The organism is Persicimonas caeni, from assembly GCF_006517175.1.
GTDB lineage: Bacteria > Myxococcota_A > Bradymonadia > Bradymonadales > Bradymonadaceae > Persicimonas > Persicimonas caeni.
In genome coordinates, this window is the sequence record NZ_CP041186.1 from 7,828,359 (window position 1) to 7,846,120 (window position 17,762).

Sequence of the window (17,762 nt, forward strand, 5' to 3'; positions counted from 1 at the left end):
TACTGCCATGCAAGAAACCAACTTGGACGCCGCCGTCGCCCTCGCCCTGCTCGGCTTTGCCGAGTCGCTCGGGCTCGAGCGTCAGCAGGCGCTGGCGGCCGCAGACCTTCGACCCGAGCAGCTCGCTACACTCGAGGCGCCGATTCCGTTCGAAGCGCCCATTCGACTGTGGCAGTTCATGATCAACGCGCGCCCCGCCGAGCCGCTGGGGTTGATGCTCGCACAGACGATGCGCCCCGACACGTTCGGGCTGGCCGGCCACCTCTTTCGACACAGCGAGGACGTCGAGCAGGTCTTCGAGCGCATGGCGCGCTATCAGGCGTTGATCGACCCGGTGCTCGACCTGCGCACGAGCGTCGAGCGCGAAGGGCTTCGCGTCGAGTTCCACCACCACCCGCGCGTCCTCGAGCTGGCGCACCCGCTCGAGGGCATGGTCGGCGCGGCCGTGCACACCTTGCGCGACTGGCTGTCGGCCGCCGTCGAGGTGCAGGTTCACTTCGCGCACGCACCGCTGCACCCTCTCGACATCTACGCCGAGTATCTCCCCGCGCCTGTTCGATTCGAGCAGCCCGCCAACGCGGTGATTTTGCCGATGGAATTGCTCTCCGAGCCGATCGCCGACGCCGATCCGGCCGTGGCGGGCTTCTTGAAGAGGTTGGCCGAAGAGCGGCTCGACAAGCGCGTCGACTCACCGTTTCGCCACCGCGTGGCCGCGGTCATCGAGGCCCGCCTCGACGACGTCCTGCTCGCCCAGGAGGACGTCGCGACCGACCTCGGGGTGAGCGTTCGCACCATGCAACGCCGGTTGCGCGACGAAGACGTGACCTACACCCAGATTCACGACGACGTACGCCGCCGCCTCGCCGAGCGCCTCCTGCGCGACGACGACCTCGCCATCTTCCAGATCGCCGAGCGGTTGGGTTACGCCGAGGCGGCCAACTTCACGCGCGCCTTTCGGCGCTGGACGGGCGAATCGCCCGCCGAGTTTCGCGAACGCCGGCGCTAACGCGCGACATGTCGCAGGTAGTAGCGCCCCACCCCGTAATACAACAACGAAAACTCATCGCCCCCCGCCGCATACCCCGCGCCAAACAAGATCCGCTCGTCGCCCAGAAAGACCTCCGGCTCCGAAAGCGCCTCGATGCGCGCACTTCGCTCCATCAGGCGGACGAGCCACGCCCGGCGATCGTCGGTGACCAGCAACGATCCATCCGGCGCCGCCGTGAGCCGCGCCGACTCGTGCGCCGCCGAGAGCCCCACCGCTGCCCCGACGGGGCGAATGCCGCCGTCGTCGACGACAAAGCTGTGCAGGTTGGAGGCGTCATCGAGGAGGTAGACGCGCACGCTCGACGCATCCTCGACCGCCGCGCCCGTGACGTAGCGAGGAACGCTATCGTCGGCGGGGGCCTCGAAGCGACTTCCGATCGCGAAGTCATCGCCGGATCGCTCGAGAATAACGAAGCCGCGCCGGGTCACCACGAGCAGGTCGCTCGACACAGGCAAGTATTGGACGTCGACCGGCTCGAAGATCGGGCATTCGCTGGTCGACGGCGTACAGACGCTGCAGGAAGCGTCGGCGGCGGGATAGAACGCGGCGAGGTAATCGGATTGGCCGAAAGAGGCCGAGGATTGGGTGCAGGAGCGGCCAATATGCAGGCAGTCGCGGTCGACCCGGAGCACCTCGTCGGTAGTCGCCACAAAGAGCGGCGAGTCTTGGGCGCCTGCAACGGCGCGAAACTCACGTGCCGTCGAACCTTCGGCATCCTCGCAGGCGTACTCGAACACACCGTCCTGGGCGGTCGAACGGTCAGCGCTCGACAACGTAACCGCGTCCGTCCACGCCACGGCCACGACCGCCTCGCGCCCGTCCGTCAGCGAGACCGCGTCGCGCGCCCGGACGGGGTCGTTCGCGTCGAAGGCGACCGGAAGCGCGTCGGCCGGACGCGTCGTCTGCGTTGAGGTAACCAGGCGCGACTGCGTATCGTTTCCGGCCACCGCAAACGCCCCATTTGGCAGCTCGACCGCTACGTCGGGACGCAGAGTCGGCGGGCTCAAAACGCCATCTTCAGCCCAATCGCTCTCCCACTCGCACCCATTTCGAACGTCACCATCCAGATCATAGGCCTCGTCACGACACACGGGCCCCACGCTGCACACCCAACCGGCCCGGCTGAGCTGACAAGTCTGGGGCGCCTCGCAACTCACCCCGCACGTCCCGCAGGTTTCCTCGCGGGTGATATCGGTCTCGCAGCCGTTCGACGTATCGCCATCGCAGCTTCGAAAGCCCGAGGCGCACGACAAAAACTGGCACTCGCCGTCCACGCACACACCGGTCGCGTTGGCGAGCTCGCAGGTCGCACCGGCTTGGCGCCCCTCGCAGCGCGGATCGACCGCCCCGCCGTCCTCGCCGCGCACATCGTCCGCATCCGACGCATCGGCCTCGTCCGCCACACCGGCGTCCTCACCGCCCCCGGCAAAGATTTTTGGATCTTTGAAGTCTTCGTCGCTGCATGCGGCGGCGAGGACCACCGTCAGGCCCAGCAGCGTCGAGAGGGATCGTAGGTGTCGTGGCATAGCGCGGAGTCGTGCAATGAACGTCGTGCGTGTCGTCGCCGACATCGGTTACCGACTCAGCGTGCTGGATCTCACCGCGACTGGCAACCCTGCTAACGTGACAGCATGCGGCGAGCCTGAAGTGCGCATCTGCAGAGAAGCCCCCTCAGCAACCAAGGGATTCCGACCCGAACCAGCAGTACGGTCGCCAGGCGACCGCCACACACGTTCGGCGGGCCAGAGGCACCGCCGGCGGTCGCGACGACCGCGCCCCACCCTAACTGCGCGCCACAACATAAGCCGGGGCGCGGTGCTCTGCGCCGCCGCGACGCGTCTCGCGTCGCCTCGCGTGGTCGACGTGCGCCCTCTCGACTCCTTGCGACCAGCCATGGCCCACTAGTGGCCCGGTTTGCCTGAACGGTGTTCTCGCACTGCGGGTTCAGTCGCCACTACCCTTCGGCAGATGGCGCGGCAGTCTCTCGAGAAATCCACTGGGGAACCGAAAGCCTCGGGCTCGCAGCACCTGAGAATTCTCCAATACCCAACGGATATTGTCCGCGTTGTCAGTCCACTTCCCGGCCGTCTTGATCTCCGGCAGTGTCATCGTGTGCGCATCGACAACGTCGTCGGAACATTTGAAGCGTCTCTCCTCAGCGATGTACTCACAGGTACGTTTCAGAACCGCATGCGGCTTTGAAGGTGCACAGTAGCCCTCGTCGTGCTTCATCACGAGGCCATACGAGACGCGAAACTCGAACGAAAGATGGCCCTTCGAGTCGCGCTCTTGTCGGCGCGGGTATGGCTCGATGAGCTGATTCACGATCTTTGGGCACTGACCTCCATAGTCCGCAACACCGCGCTGCTCGAGGAGCTTCGCCCATTCAGTCAGCTCGTAGATACGAAATGACTGAGCACTGAATTGGCTCGCACAACTTCCCGAGCCGACGTTAAGCAACTCGAGAGGCGCCTCTCCATCCACATCCACGAATTCGAAATGGCTCTCGTAAGTCCCACACGTAAAGTTGTCATTGAGCACCACCTCGCCGGTGTCCCTCCTGACGACGACGACCCAATTATGCTCTACCCCGCTTAGCGGAAGGACGATGATGTCGAGGCGTGAAGTCTGGAAGAGTACCAAGGATGTATCGGCGAGGACATGCTGCGAGCCGATCCCGGCTGAGTCTCCCTTCCACTCGCCCTGGCTATCGAAATACCGGGCGAGGTATTCGCGCGCGTACTTCTCGGTGGTCAGCCCGACCCCGCTTCGGGGTTTCCACTTCCAACTCTTGACGATCCTCTCCCGAAAGCGCTGTTGCTTCTCGTCGGAATCAGAGGTCTGCGCGAGGGATACGACCGGGTGCAGACTCAGCACCGCGAGAAGCGCGGTCAGGCCCAGCACTAGGCTGCCAAGTCGGCGAATTGTGCGTTTGTGAACGTGCTGCATCTTCATTGGCCGCGTTGCGCGTGTTCGAGTGAGTTCCAAGGACGCCGCAAAACTCGCTGATGGGGCGTCTGACGGACTGTTAGCGGTCGTCGAGCGGCACAGGAAACTTACCTGTCACCCCCAGTTCAAAAGAGGTGGCGAACTCGTTGCCGGAGGTAAACCGTGAGTAGATCGAGAAAACCCCGAAGATGCTCAGGACGGGACGCACCGAGAGGCCGAGTTCTGGCGAGCCGCCAAAGATATCGTCTACCATCAGGCCAGCATCGAACCCGAAGAACGAAAAGCCGAATTCCGGACCGAGACTCAGTCGTAGCGAGTCACCGCCAAAGTCGTAGGTCAGGTCGCTATAGAATCCGGCCCAGACGAACTCGTCCAGGTTGGCATATGCGACGCTTACCTCCGCGCCCAATATCAGCCCGCCAGCATCTCCGTCACGCCAGCCGTACCCTATCGTGGGCCCCGGCAGCAGGTTGACTGTCTCGTCAGGGATGTTCAAATCCTGCGCGGCTGCAGTGTTGGTCGTCATGACAAAAATGCTGCACAGGACGAGCCCAAAAAATGCTTGTGCTTGTCGGATCGTCATCTTTCACTCGCCCGCCAGGATTCGTAGCGGCTCGAGCGCAGGCGGTGCATCGGACGAGAAGTTCATTGGGTAATTGCGCTCGAACACCGGGACCAGGCGGGCTTTGTCGAGTCGGTAAATCTCGAAGCGCGAGACAGCGCATGCTGTTCCGCATCCAGCATTGAGGATGAGAAGCTGGCTCTCGGCCAAGCGGGGAACGGACACGGCCTTGCAGGTGTTCGCGAAAGCTTCGCTATCAGGATAGTTGCGTGCATGCCGACGGGCGAATGGTGCTTTGCTCGTAGTCCTGGTGAGGTAGGTTTTGCGACGCTCCGCTCGCGATCTTGCCGACGTTTGGCCGCATCAATCTGCGTTGGATTCCCTTGCTAGTTGAGATGGCCCCTCCGGGGGCTTTCGCTGCGCTACAGCCCCCACCTCCCCGCGGCCTGAAAAGGCGGCCCGGGGAGGGAGATTGCAGGGAAGAAAAGAGTTTCAGAGATGCAGTCCCCTTCCCCGGCGCGTTTTTCAGCGCATGGGGAAGTGTCGGCCGTAGCGTAGCGAAGGCCGGCGAAGGGGCCCTCTCAGCAAGCAAGGGATTCCGACCCGAATCAGCAGCCCGGTCGACGGGCGAGCGCCACACACGTTCGGCGGGGCAGAGGTGCCGATTTCGAGGGCAAGATGCCCACGCACCGATTTCGTGGGCAAGATGCCCACGCACCGATTTCGTGGGCAAGATGCCCACGCACCGATTTCGTGGGCAAGATGCCCACGCACCGACTCCGACGGCAAGATGGCCCCGCACCGACTTCGCTACATCGACCGACGGTACTGACCGCCCACCTCGTACAAGGCGTGAGAGATCTGGCCCAGGCTTGCGACGCGCACCGTGTGCATCAACTCGGCGAAGATGTTGCCGCCTTCGAGGGCGACCTGCTTGAGCCGGTCGAGTGCGGCCTGGGCTTCGTCGGCGTGGGCCTCTTGGAAGCTGTGCAGGTTGTCGATCTGGGTCTGCTTTTCGGCTTCGGTCGAGCGGATGAGCTCGAGTTCGCCGGTCTCCTGCTCCTCCTCCTCGTCGGGCAGGAAGGTGTTCACGCCGATGATGGGAAGCTCGCCGGAGTGCTTTTTGCGCTCGTACTTGATCGACTCTTCTTGGATTTGGCTGCGCTGGTACTGGCGCTCCATGGCGCCGAGCACGCCGCCGCGGGCGCTGATATTCTCGAACTCGCTCAGCACGGCCTCTTCGACCAGGTCGGTGAGCTCTTCGATGATGAACGAGCCCTGGTTGGGGTTCTCGTTTTTGGCCAGCCCGAACTCCTTGTTGATGATGAGCTGGATGGCCAGCGCGCGGCGCACGCTCTCCTCGGTGGGCGTGGTGATCGCCTCGTCGTAGGCGTTGGTGTGCAGGCTGTTGCAGTTGTCGAACAGTGCAAGCAACGCTTGAAGGGTGGTGCGGATGTCGTTGAACTGGATCTCCTGGGCGTGCAGCGAGCGCCCCGAGGTCTGGATGTGATACTTGAGGCGCTGCGAGCGGTAGTTCGCGTTGTACTTCTCGCGCATCGCCACCGACCAGATGCGCCGGGCGACGCGGCCGAGCACGGTGTACTCGGGGTCCATGCCGTTGGAGAAGAAGAACGACAGGTTCGGCGCGAAGTCGTCGACGTCCATGCCGCGCGCCAGGTAGTACTCGACGTAGGTGAACCCGTTGGCCAGCGTGAAGGCGAGCTGGGTGATCGGGTTCGCCCCGGCCTCGGCGATATGGTAGCCGCTGATGGAGACCGAGTAGTAATTCCGTACCTTCTTGTCGATGAAATACTCTTGGATGTCGCCCATCATCTTGAGGGCGAAATCGGTCGAGAAGATGCAGGTGTTTTGAGCCTGGTCTTCTTTGAGGATGTCGGCCTGCACGGTGCCGCGCACGACCTCGAGCGTCTCGTCGAAGATCGTCTGATATTCTTCGGGGTTCGGCTCGCGGCCGTTGTCGTCGACGAACTTTTCGACCTGCTGGTCGATGGCGGTGTTCAGGAACATCGCCAGGATGATCGGCGCCGGGCCGTTAATCGTCATCGACACGCTGGTGTACTTGTCGGCCAGGTCGAAGCCGGCGTACAGCTTCTTCATGTCCTCGAGCGTACACACGCTCACGCCCGAGTTGCCGATCTTGCCGTAGATGTCGGGGCGCTCGGCCGGATCTTCGCCGTACAGCGTCACCGAGTCGAACGCGGTCGACAGGCGCTTGGCCTTCTCGTCCTTGCTCAAATAGTGAAACCGCTTGTTCGTGCGGTCGGGCGTGCCCTCGCCGGCGAACATGCGCGCCGGGTGCTCGTCGCGGCGTTTGAACGGAAAGACGCCGGCGGTGTACGGGAACTGGCCGGGCACGTTCTCGAGCATCTGCCAGCGCAGCCGGTCGCCCCAGTCGCGGTATTTGGGCAGCGCGACCTTCTTGACCTTCGTGCCCGACAGCGTCTCGGTGGTCAGGTCGAAGTGGACCTCGCGGTCACGGATCTGCACGACGTACTCGTCGCCCGAGTAGGCTTCCTGCAGCTCGGCCCACCCTTCGAGGAGTTCTTTAGCTTCTTTGGAGAGCTTGTCTTCGATGCGCGCCAGGCTCTCCCGGAGCGTCTCTTCGGCGCCCGAACCCTCGAGTTCTTCTTTAGCCCCTTCGAGCCGGTACAGCTTCGAGGCGACCTCGGCCTGGTCCTCGACGTACTGGCGATAGTCGCGGCACGTCTCGGCGATCTCGGCCAGGTAGCGCTCGCGGGCGGGCGGGATGATCTCGTTTTGCTTGGTAGTGACCGGCCCCTCGGTGGTCCACTTCGAGTCGCGGACTTCGCCGAAGGCGTCCTGCATGACCGCCTGATAGAACGCGGTCACGCCGGTGTCGCCAAATTGGCTGGCGATGGTCGCAAAGACCGGAAGGTCGGCGTCGTCGGCCTCCCACAGCTGGCGGTTTCGGCGCACCTGCTTGCGCACCGCGCGCAGCGCATCGAGGCTGCCGGCCTTCTCGTATTTGTTGATGACCACGAAGTCGGCCAGGTCGAGCATGTCGATCTTTTCGAGCTGGCTCGACGCGCCGAACTCGCTCGTCATCACGTAGACCGAGTGGTCGCAGTGGTCGACGATGTCCGCGTCGCCCTGCCCGATGCCGCTCGTCTCGACGACGACCAGGTCGAACCCGGCGGTCTGCACGACCTTGACCGCGTCGTCGATGGCCGCGGCGAGTTCGCCCTTGGAGCCGCGGGTGGCCATGGAGCGCATGAAGGTGCGCTCGTCTTTGAGCGAGTTCATGCGGATGCGGTCGCCCAGGAGCGCCCCGCCGGTGCGGCGTTTGGTCGGGTCGATGGAGATGATGGCGACCGACTTTTCGGGGAAGTCGTGCAGAAAGCGTCGGATAAACTCGTCGGTCAGGCTCGATTTGCCCGCTCCGCCGGTGCCGGTGATACCGACCACGGGCGCCTTGGTGGCGACCTCGGGCAGCGACAAAGCGTCGAGCTTGCCCTCTTCGGCAAAGCTGATCGCCCGGCCGAGCGCCACGGCGTCTTTCGCGCGAATCGCGTCCACCACGGGCGCCTCGCCCTGCCCGGTCACGTCGTAGTCGGTCTCGACGAGCATCGAGTTGATCATGCCCTGCAGGCCCATCTCGCGGCCGTCCTCGGGGCTGAAGATCTTGGCGATACCGTACGCCTCGAGCTCCTCGATCTCGGGCGGCACGATGACGCCACCGCCGCCGCCGAAGATCTTGATGTGGCCGGCCCCGCGCTCCTGGAGCAGGTCATACATGTACTTGAAGTACTCGATGTGGCCGCCCTGGTAGCTCGACACGGCGATGCCCTGCGCGTCTTCCTCGATGGCGGCGTCGACGATCTCGGCCACCGACCGGTTGTGCCCCAGGTGGATGACCTCGGCGCCGGTGCCCTGCACGATGCGCCGCATCACGTTGATGGCGGCGTCGTGGCCGTCGAAGAGGCTCGCGGCGGTCACAAACCGCACGTTGTTCTCGAGGGTGATGGGCTCGTTAGAGACTTCACCGGCTTTTTTGTAGCTTACGCTCATGGCTCCACTCGGCTTTTTTTATCCGTTTGTCTGCTGACTCACTTCTAGCGAGACGACGCGGATTTCGCAACCACTAGAACGGGTTGAACGGGGCTGGCCTTCCGCGGGTGGGAGATGAACCGCGAAGGTCGCGAAGAGCGCTAAGGAGGCAAAGGGGGACTCTGGGCGAGGCGCCGCGGCGTGCAGGCTTCGGTCACGGCTCCGGTCACGGCTCCGGTCACGGCTACCGGCTACCGGCTACCGGCTCCGTGACCGTGACCCGCTCCGTACCCGTACCCGTGTCCTCTGCAAGGCGCACGCCTTGCTCGAACACGTGCGGGGCCCGAGACGGACCCCGGCGGCCGGGGACGACCGCGCCCCGACCCTGTCGTTGCGCACAGCCCACTCGGGGCGCGCGGCGTCCTCGCCCGCCCTGGGGCGTCACCGCCCCAGCTTGCATGTCCTCCGCAAGGCGCACGCCTTGCTCGAACACGTGCGGGGCCCGAGACGGACCCCGGCGGCCGGGGACGACCGCGCCCCGACCCTGTCGTTGCGCACAGCCCACTCGGGGCGCGCGGCGTCCTCGCCCGCCCTGGGGCGTCACCGCCCCAGCTTGCGTGTCCTCCGCAAGGCGCACGCCTTGCTCGAACACGTGCGGGGCCCGAGACGGACCCCGGCGGCCGGGGACGACCGCGCCCCGACCCTGTCGTTGCGCACAGCCCACTCGGGGCGCGCGGCGTCCTCGCCCGCCCTGGGGCGTCACCGCCCCAGCTTGCGTGTCCTCCGCAAGGCGCACGCCTTGCTCGAACACGTGCGGGGCCCGAGACGGACCCCGGCGGCCGGGGACGACCGCGCCCCGACCCTGTCGTTGCGCACAGCCCACTCGGGGCGCGCGGCGTCCTCGCCCGCCCTGGGGCGTCACCGCCCCAGCTTGCGTGTCCTCTGCAAGGCACACGCCTTGCTCGAACACGTGCGGAGCCCGAGACGGACCCCGGCGGTGAGGTGTCAGGCACCGTGTTGTGCGGCCGTGATCGTCGTCGTGATCGTGATCGTGATCGGCCGTTTGTCTCGCCGCGAACGACAACCGCCGATCACGACGACGATCACGATCACGATCACGGAGCCGTCGACGCGGTGTCAGGCGCCGTGTTGTCGCGTGTCTGAGGCAAGGCACACGCCTTGCCCGAACACGTGCGGGGCCCGAGACGGACCCCGGCGGCCGGGGACGACCGCGCCCCAACCGTGCCCGCCCCCACACAACGCCCTTGACCGCCCTGCCCCTCCACGGCACCATACTCCTACTTCGACACATTGATGTGGGATTGCCCGGCGGCCCCTCGTCGCACGACAGGGGCGCGACTTTTACTTGTTGGCTTCTCATGAAGAGTTTCCGGGTGGCTCTTGGGGTCGCGAGAAGCGTCTACGAAAGGAGAATGCATCATGGCACGCCCTGATTATCGTACTCCCGTGGACGTGGTGCTGCTGGTGACCCGTGCGGTCGCCAAGTGGTACGCGGACCACAGTGATTCCCTCGACGACGTCATCTTCCTCGACGCCGACCGTGCGCAGCGCGGCGACGGGCTCGCCGACGCGCTCGACGCGGCCGAGTCGGCGTTCCTTGGCGAGCAGCGCGAGGACGTCGCGTTGACCAACCGCCGCCACGAGATTCTGGGCCGCGCGCCCACCCTGGTTCGCAGCGTGCGCGCCGGCGCGCGGCGCACGTTTTTGGGGGAGTCGAACCCCGAGGACAAGCTCAACGACTTCGGCACCATCGCCCCGTCGCATATCCGCAGCGGCCCCACCGCCCTCAAGGCGCTGCGTCGCCTCTCCTACGGGATGAACGCTCACAAGGACGCCCTCGGCGCCCGCCTGCGCGATCTCGACGCGCTGCATGCCGAGATCGATTCGCTGACCGAGGAGCTCGAGAGCTTCGGCGCCGAAGAATCGACCGAGAACTCGCAGACCCACACCGCCCGGCGCGAGCGCGACGAAGCCCGCATGGCGTGCATCGATTATATCGACGAGGCCGTGCTCGACGCGGAGACCTGCGAGCGCAAATACCCGCAGTTGCTCGTCGAGCTTCGCGGGATCTTCGACCTGCACAACCCGAGCCCGTCGGGCGGCGGCTCCCAGCCGCAAGACGACGTCGAGGATGTCGAGGACGTCGACGCCCCCGAGCCGGTTGAAGCCTGATTGAATCACCTCTGCAATGTGTCGAAATGACGCCGCGGGCCTTCGGATCGTCTTCGAAGCGCGCCGCGGCGTTTTTTATTGCCTCAAAACACCCTCGAAGCGCCGCGGGCGCGCTCGTACTTCACCGCGCGCGCCTGCAACGAGTCCGCGCCTTCGAGCAACGATTCCGCGCGCCCCTGCAAACGCGCCGGGGCTCGTTGCAACGAGCCCGCGGTTTGTTGCGAGGGCTTGAAATGGGTTCGGAGAGCGTTGAAAGGCCTTCGGATCCTCCCGAAACACCTTCGCGATTCCCCGCGCCCCCCTGCAAAAGCTCCGCGCGCCCCTGCAAGGACCGAGAGCCTCGTTCGGGCTCTTGTTTTGGGACTCACCACGGGGAGCACGGGGACACGGAGAGCTTCTTCTTCAAGCTTTTCCCCGTGTCTCCGTGCTCCCCGTGGTGAACAAAAACGCAAAAGGCGCCCACGAGGGGCGCCTTTCGGGTCGGCAAGTATCGGGTGAATCAGACCGACACGACCGTGATCTCGGGGTCGACCTGCTCTTGGATGAGGTTTTCGATGGCCATGAGCGTGCCGGTGGTCGAGGCCGGGCAGGTGCCGCAGGCGCCCTCGTAGCGGATCATGAGCTGGTCTTCGAGCAGCGCCTTGATCTCGAGGCCGCCGCCGTCGCCCTGCAGGTACGGCAGGATCTGCTCGTTGATGACCTCGCGGATCATCTCGACGCGCGGGTCGTCCAGGCCGGTCTCCTCGAGGGAGAGGCCGTCGTCGTCATCGTCTTTGGCGAAGCCGGTGGGCGGGCGAGCGTCGTCGAGGACGGCCGCGCGGATGGGCTCGGCGATCTCGCGCATCAGGCCGTGCCAGTCGGTGCCGCCGTCCTGAGTGACGGTGAGCCACCGGTCGGCGAAGAAGACCGACTGGACGTGCTCGATCTCCAAGATCTTCTTGGCCAGCGGGACGCCCTCGGCGCTCTCCAGCGACTCGAACGAGCGGGTCATTCCGCCGAGCGTCAACTGCTGGTCGAGCACGAACTTCACCGCGTTCGGATTGGGCGTGTACTCGATTTCTTCGATCTTCATAGCGGTCACACTTCTTGAGACTCACCACGGGGAGCACTGGGACACGGGGAAAGGCTTGAAATAGCTATCCTCGATCTCTTTGTGGCTCTGTGGCGAATGTTTTCCGACTCACCACGGGGAGCACGGGCGCACGGGGAAAGGCTTGAAAGAGCAGTTCTCCGTGTCCCCGTGTGCCCCGTGGTGAACATTATTCTTCACCGAAGGGATCATGCTCGCCTTCGGTCGAGATTTCTTCCTGCCCCTCGAGCGCTGCGTGCAGCGTGTGCCACGGCAGGACCGCGCATTTGACGCGTTCGGGGCGCTGGGCGACGCCGGCGAAGACCTTGAGGTGGCGCAGCCGGTCGTTGCCCTCGGGGTCGAGTTTACCGGTGAGCATCTGGCGAAATTCCTCGATGAGGGTTTCGGCATCGTCGACGGTCTTGCCTTTGACGTGCTGGGTCATCATCGAGGCGGCGGCCTTCGAGATGGCGCAGCCCTTTCCGCTAAAGCGGATGTCCTCGATGCGACCCTCGTCGTCGACCACGAGCGCGGCGATTTCGTAGCTATCTCCACACAACGGGTTGTGGCCCTGGGCGTGGCGATTGGCCTCCTCGAGCTCGCCGAAATTACGCGGGTTCTTGTTATGGTCGAGGATGACTTCTTGGTACAGATTTCGGAGGTTCATGTGTGTCTCGTATTTTTGAACGCCTTGCGGGTTCGAGGCGCCCTCTACATAGGCAATTAAGGACATAGGGGTTGCGATTTGTCCATCTGTCGCGGCTCGCAAGGTCTAGGTTGCGTATCGTGCAGTTGTCTCAACTCGCAGCCCTCATGTCCTTAATTGCTTATGTAGAAGGCCTTCAAGAACCGAGGCGCCTCAACCAAAGATATCCTTGACCGTCTGAAGCGCCCCGATCAACGCGTCGACGTCGTCCTTGTTATTATAAAACGCGAGCGAAGCGCGCGCGGTGGCCGGCACGCCGAGGCGGTCCATGACCGGCTGGGCGCAGTGGTGGCCGGCGCGGATGGCCACGCCCTCGGTGTCGAGGATGGTGCCCACGTCGTGGGGGTGGACGCCCAGGACCTCGAACGAGATGACCGAGGCCTTGTTCGGGGCGGTGCCCAAGATGCGGATGAAGTCGAGCTCCTCGATGCGCTGGGTTGCGTACTCGAGCAGCTCGGCCTCGCGCCGGGCGATGCGGTCCATGCCGATGCTCTCGAGGTAGTCGATGGCCGCGCCCAGGCCCACGACCGCCAGGATCGACGGGGTGCCCGCTTCGAATTTGTGCGGGATGGGCGCGTACTCCGTCTTCTCGAAGGTGACGGTGCGGATCATGTCGCCGCCGCCCATAAACGGGTTCATCGCCTCGAGGAGCTCGCGCTTGCCGTACAGGATGCCGATGCCGGTGGGGCCGCACATCTTGTGGCCCGAGAAGACGTAGAAGTCGGCGTCGAGCGCCTGCACGTCGACCTTCATGTGCGGCACGGCCTGGCAGCCGTCGACGAGCACGGGCACGCCGTGGGCGTGGGCCTGCTCGATGATGTCTTCGACCGGGTTGACCGTGCCGAGCGCGTTGGAGACGTGCGAGACGCACACCATCTTGGTCTTGTCGCTCAACAGCGTGGGCAGCTCGTCGACGACGAGTTCGCCGGCGTCGGTCATCGGGATGACCTTGAGGGTGGCGCCCTTCTCTTCGCACAGCATCTGCCAGGGCACGATGTTGGCGTGGTGCTCCAGCGCCGTGACGATGATCTCGTCGCCCTCCTCGACGAACTTTCGGCCCCAGCCGTGCATCACCAGGTTGACCCCCTCGGTGGCGCCGCGCGTGAAGATGCACTGGGCGCTGTCGGGGGCGTTGATGAAGCGGGCGACCTTCTCGCGGGCCTTCTCGTAGGCGTCGGTCGCCTTCTGGCTGAGCGTGTGCACGCCGCGGTGCACGTTGGAGTGCTCGGCGGACTGGTACCAGGTCAGCCGGTCGATGACCTCCTGGGGCATCTGGCTGGAGGCGGCGTTGTCCAGGTACGACAGCGGGTGGCCGTCGATGGACTGGCGCAGCACCGGAAACTCGGCGCGGATCTGTTCCCAGGTCCAGTCGGAGCGGTCCGCATGGGTGCGGGGTTCCGCTACTGCTTGTTCGAGTTCGTTGAGTGTCATGATCGTTATCGTGGCCGCTGTGGTTTCCGTCGCGTGTGGCCCCAAGGCGAGCCTTGGGGCTGCACTGACGAGGGCTCCGCTGGGGGCAAGCCCCCGCTCCGCTTATTTCATGGAGGTCCGTTGTGAGACGGCGTCCTCCAGTGCTTTTTTGACCGAGTCGACCGGGATCGTCTCGATGACCTCGGCGGCGAACGCGTAGACGAGCATGTTGCGTGCGTCGCGCTCGTTCAGGCCGCGGCTCTTCAGGTAGAAGAACTGGTCTTCTTCGAGCTGGCCGATGGTCGCCCCGTGGGTGCACTTGACGTCGTCGGCGAAGATCTCGAGCTGCGGCTTGGCGTTGACCTTGGCGTCGTCGCTCAACAACAGCGTGCGGTTGAGCTGGTAGGCGTCGATGATCTGGGCCTTGGGCTGCACGAAGATCTTGCCGTTGAACACCGCGTGCGACTTGTCGTCGAGGACCATCTTGTGCAGCTGGTGGCTGCCGGCGTGCGCCTTGCGGTGGTCCATGACCGTGTGGGTGTCCGAGACCTGCTCGCCCGACAAGACCGCCAGGCCGTCGAGCGTGCAGTCGATCTCCTCGGCGTCGCCGTTGGCGTAGACGTCGTAGCGCGAGAACTTCGCGCCCAACGAGATCGTCTGCGAGTTGTAGGTCGCCCCGCGCTCCAGGTCGATGGCCGTGCGCCCGATATGGTAGGCGGCCTGGCCGTCGCGCTGGACCTTGGTGTGGTGCAGCGTGGCGCTGGCGTCGACGGCGATCTCGTTGACGACGTTGTTGAAGTAGGTGCTCGAGTGCGGGCCGACGTAGTCTTCGACCATCGTCATCTTCGAGCCCTGCCCCACCAGCACCAGGTTGCGCGGGTGGGCGGCGTAGGCCTTGGACGACTCGGTCGAGATGTAGAGCAGGTGCACCACGCCCTCGACCTTCGTGTCTTTGGGCACGACCACGACCGCGCCGTCGGTGAAGCCGGCGGCGTTCAGGTTCAAAAAGTAGTCGTCGGCGTAGTAGCCGGCGATCTGGCCCAGACGCTCTTCGACCTCGGCCGGCGCGTCGTCGAGCGCGGCGAGGTTGCCCACGAACACCTCGTCGGCAAAGCCGGAGGTGTCGGAGAGCTCGGTCGAGAAGCGCCCGTTGACGAACACGAGCTGCTTGCCCTCGGCCTCGGGCACCGCGTAGTCGGCGACCATCGCTTCGTTGACCGACGCGTCGATCTCGTCGGCGGGCACGAACTCGGTGTTCGTGAGCGGACGAAGCCGCACGAAGCGCCACTCCTCGTCTTTGGGCGCCGGAAGCGCGACCTCGGCGAGGTGCTCACGCGCCGCCGCGTTCACCTTGGCGACGAGCGACGAGCCCTCGGGGGACTCGGCGCCGAGCACGGCGTCGGCGAAGGCCTGCGAAATTTCTTGCTGCTTTTCGGTGACTGCCATGGCGTTTCCTCAGCTACCCTTGACTTCCTTGATGACCCAGTCGTAGCCGCGCTCTTCGAGCTCGAGAGCGAGCTCTTTGCTGCCCGACTTGGCGATGCGTCCGTCGACCATCACGTGGACGACGTCCGGGGTGATGTAGTTCAGGAGACGCTGATAGTGGGTGACCATCACCACGGCGTCGTCGTCGCCGTGCAGCTTGTTGATGCCGTCGGCGACGGTGCGCAGCGCGTCGATGTCGAGGCCCGAGTCGGTCTCGTCGAGCAGCGCGAGCGCCGGCTCGAGCACGGCCATCTGCAGGATCTCGTTGCGCTTTTTCTCACCGCCGGAGAAGCCGACGTTGACGCTGCGGTCGAGCATCTCGGGGGCCATGTCGACCAGGCCGAGGCGCTCGCGCACGTGGTCGTCGAACTGCAACGGGTCGAGGGTGTCCTCGCCGCGCGCCTCGCGGATGCTGTTGTACGCCTGGCGCAAAAACGCCGCGTTACTCACGCCGGGGACTTCGACGGGGTACTGGAACGCCAGGAAGACGCCGGCCTGCGCGCGCTCTTCGGGCTCCATCTCGAGGATGCTCTCGCCCTTGTAGACGATGTCGCCCTCGGTGATCTCATAGGCCGGATGGCCGGCGAGCACCTTGGCGAACGTCGACTTGCCCGAGCCGTTGGGGCCCATGATGGCGTGAATTTCGCCCGCGTTGACCGTCAGGTCGATGCCCTTGAGAATCTCGGCATCCTCGACCGTCACATGCAGATTCTTGACTTCCAACATTGCTATTAACCTTCTTTCTGAGTCTTCTGAACTTGGAGTTCACCACGGGGAGCACGGGGACACGGGGAACTACTTTCTTAGTTGTCTTTCTCCGTGCTCCCCGTGTGCACCGTGGTGAATATGCCGTTTGTCGTTAGCCTACCGAGCCTTCGAGCTTGAGTCCGAGCAGCTTGCGCGCCTCGACGGCGAACTCCATGGGGAGCTCGTGGAAGACGTCCTTGCAGAAGCCGCTGATGATCATCGAGATGGCGTCTTCTTCGTCGATGCCGCGCTGCTGGAAGTAGAACAACTGCTCTTCGCCGATGCGCGAGGTGGTCGCCTCGTGCTCGACCTGGGCGCTCGGGTTCTGCACGTCGAGGTACGGGAAGGTATGGGCCCCGCACTCGTCGCCGATGAGCATCGAGTCGCACTCCGAGTAGTTGCGCGCGTTCTTGGCGCCCGGGGCCACTTTGACCTGGCCGCGGTAGCTGTTCTGCGATTTGCCGGCCGAGATGCCCTTGGAGATGATCTTCGAGCGGGTGTTGTTGCCCAGGTGGATCATCTTGGTGCCGGTGTCGGCCTGCTGCTTGTTGTTCGTCAGCGCCACCGAGTAGAACTCGCCGATGGAGTTGTCGCCCTTGAGGATGCAGCTGGGGTACTTCCAGGTGATCGCCGAGCCGGTCTCGACCTGGGTCCACGAGATCTTGGAGTTGACCCCGTCGCACAGGCCACGCTTGGTCACGAAGTTGAAGATACCGCCGGTGCCCTCTTCGTCGCCGGCGTACCAGTTCTGGACCGTCGAGTACTTGATCTCGGCGTTGTCCTTGGCGATGAGCTCGACGACGGCTGCGTGCAGCTGGTTCTCGTCGTATTGCGGCGCGGTGCACCCCTCCAGGTAGCTCACGTACGCGTCATCTTCGCAGATGATCAGCGTGCGCTCGAACTGGCCGGTGTGCTGGGCGTTCATGCGGAAATACGTCGACAGCTCCATCGGGCAGGTCACGCCCTTGGGCACGTAGACGAAGGTGCCGTCGGAGAAGACCGCCGAGTTGAGCGTGGCGTAGAAGTTGTCGGTGTACGGCACCACGGTGCCGATATGCTCTTTGACGAGCTCGGGATGCTCCCGAATCGCCTCGGAGATCGACATGAAGACCACGCCCGCCTCTTTGAGCTGCTCCTGGAAGGTGGTGACCACCGAGACGCTGTCGAAGACGGCGTCGACGGCCACGTTCTGGAACATCTTCTGCTCGTTGATCGGCACGCCCAGCTTCTCGTAGACCTCGAGGATCTTGGGGTCGACCTCGTCGAGGCTCTTCTTCTTGGGCATCTGCTTCGGCGCCGAGTAGTAGCTGATGGCGTCGAAGTCGGGCTTTTCGTAGGACACGTTCGGCCAGTCGGGCTCGACCATCTTTTTCCAATGGCGGAACGCCTTGAGGCGGAACTCGAGCATCCACTCGGGCTCCTCCTTTTTGGCCGAAATAGCGCGCACCACGTCCTCATTGAGTCCGGGGGGCAGCGTGTCGGTTTCGATGTCTGCCGAGAAGCCGTACTTATACGGCTGGTCCATCATCGATTTGATTTCGGAGCTCATCCGTCTACCTCGTGA

12 protein-coding genes are annotated in these 17,762 nt (G+C 64.4%); 2 read left to right on the top strand and 10 right to left on the bottom strand.

Translation table 11 applies throughout. The annotated features are described in order from the left end of the window. Nucleotides 1–7: 7 nt before the first annotated feature. The gene (locus FIV42_RS29125; protein ID WP_141201102.1) at nt 8–1,006 is read left to right on the top strand and encodes an AraC family transcriptional regulator; all 999 of its coding nucleotides are present in this window, start codon (nt 8–10) and stop codon (nt 1,004–1,006) included. Here the strand turns inward: FIV42_RS29125 and FIV42_RS29130 are convergent. From FIV42_RS29130 to icmF, 4 genes are all read right to left on the bottom strand, one after another. Next, nucleotides 1,003–2,574, bottom strand: coding sequence for a hypothetical protein (locus tag FIV42_RS29130; RefSeq protein ID WP_141201103.1), 1,572 nt, complete (start codon nt 2,572–2,574; stop codon nt 1,003–1,005). The genes FIV42_RS29125 and FIV42_RS29130 overlap by 4 nt on opposite strands. Nucleotides 2,575–2,992: 418 nt before the next feature. Next, on the bottom strand, nt 2,993–4,003 hold the full coding sequence (locus FIV42_RS29135) for a hypothetical protein (protein WP_141201104.1): 1,011 nt from the start codon (nt 4,001–4,003) through the stop codon (nt 2,993–2,995). 73 nt (nt 4,004–4,076) lie between these two features. After that, on the bottom strand, nt 4,077–4,580 hold the full coding sequence (locus FIV42_RS29140) for a hypothetical protein (protein ID WP_141201105.1): 504 nt from the start codon (nt 4,578–4,580) through the stop codon (nt 4,077–4,079). 789 nt (nt 4,581–5,369) lie between these two features. Beyond that, a complete protein-coding gene (icmF, locus tag FIV42_RS29145) occupies nt 5,370–8,609 on the bottom strand; it encodes a fused isobutyryl-CoA mutase/GTPase IcmF (protein ID WP_141201106.1) in 3,240 nt (1,079 codons plus the stop codon). Nucleotides 8,610–10,028: 1,419 nt separating this feature from the next. On the opposite strand from icmF, the gene FIV42_RS29150 reads away from it, so the two are divergent. Next, the gene (locus FIV42_RS29150) at nt 10,029–10,781 is read left to right on the top strand and encodes a hypothetical protein (RefSeq protein ID WP_141201107.1); all 753 of its coding nucleotides are present in this window, start codon (nt 10,029–10,031) and stop codon (nt 10,779–10,781) included. Between the two features lie 499 nt (nt 10,782–11,280). On the opposite strand, the gene FIV42_RS29155 is transcribed toward FIV42_RS29150, so the two are convergent. From FIV42_RS29155 to sufB, 6 genes are all read right to left on the bottom strand, one after another. Then, nucleotides 11,281–11,853, bottom strand: a complete 573-nt coding sequence (locus FIV42_RS29155) for a NifU family protein (protein WP_141201108.1) — start codon at nt 11,851–11,853, stop codon at nt 11,281–11,283. A gap of 187 nt (nt 11,854–12,040) precedes the next feature. After that, a complete protein-coding gene (gene sufU, locus FIV42_RS29160; protein ID WP_141201109.1) occupies nt 12,041–12,517 on the bottom strand; it encodes a Fe-S cluster assembly sulfur transfer protein SufU in 477 nt (158 codons plus the stop codon). A 192-nt stretch (nt 12,518–12,709) separates the two neighbouring features. Beyond that, the gene (locus FIV42_RS29165; RefSeq protein ID WP_141201110.1) at nt 12,710–13,987 is read right to left on the bottom strand and encodes a cysteine desulfurase; all 1,278 of its coding nucleotides are present in this window, start codon (nt 13,985–13,987) and stop codon (nt 12,710–12,712) included. A gap of 102 nt (nt 13,988–14,089) precedes the next feature. Further along, a complete protein-coding gene (sufD, locus tag FIV42_RS29170; protein ID WP_141201111.1) occupies nt 14,090–15,412 on the bottom strand; it encodes a Fe-S cluster assembly protein SufD in 1,323 nt (440 codons plus the stop codon). Between the two features lie 9 nt (nt 15,413–15,421). Then, nucleotides 15,422–16,177 carry a Fe-S cluster assembly ATPase SufC gene (gene sufC, locus FIV42_RS29175; protein WP_141201112.1) on the bottom strand — a complete coding sequence of 252 codons (756 nt, stop codon included), beginning with the start codon at nt 16,175–16,177 and terminating at the stop codon, nt 15,422–15,424. A gap of 133 nt (nt 16,178–16,310) precedes the next feature. Next, entirely contained in the window at nt 16,311–17,747 is a 1,437-nt protein-coding gene (gene sufB, locus FIV42_RS29180; protein WP_141201113.1) for a Fe-S cluster assembly protein SufB, read from the bottom strand. Nucleotides 17,748–17,762 lie beyond the last annotated feature (15 nt).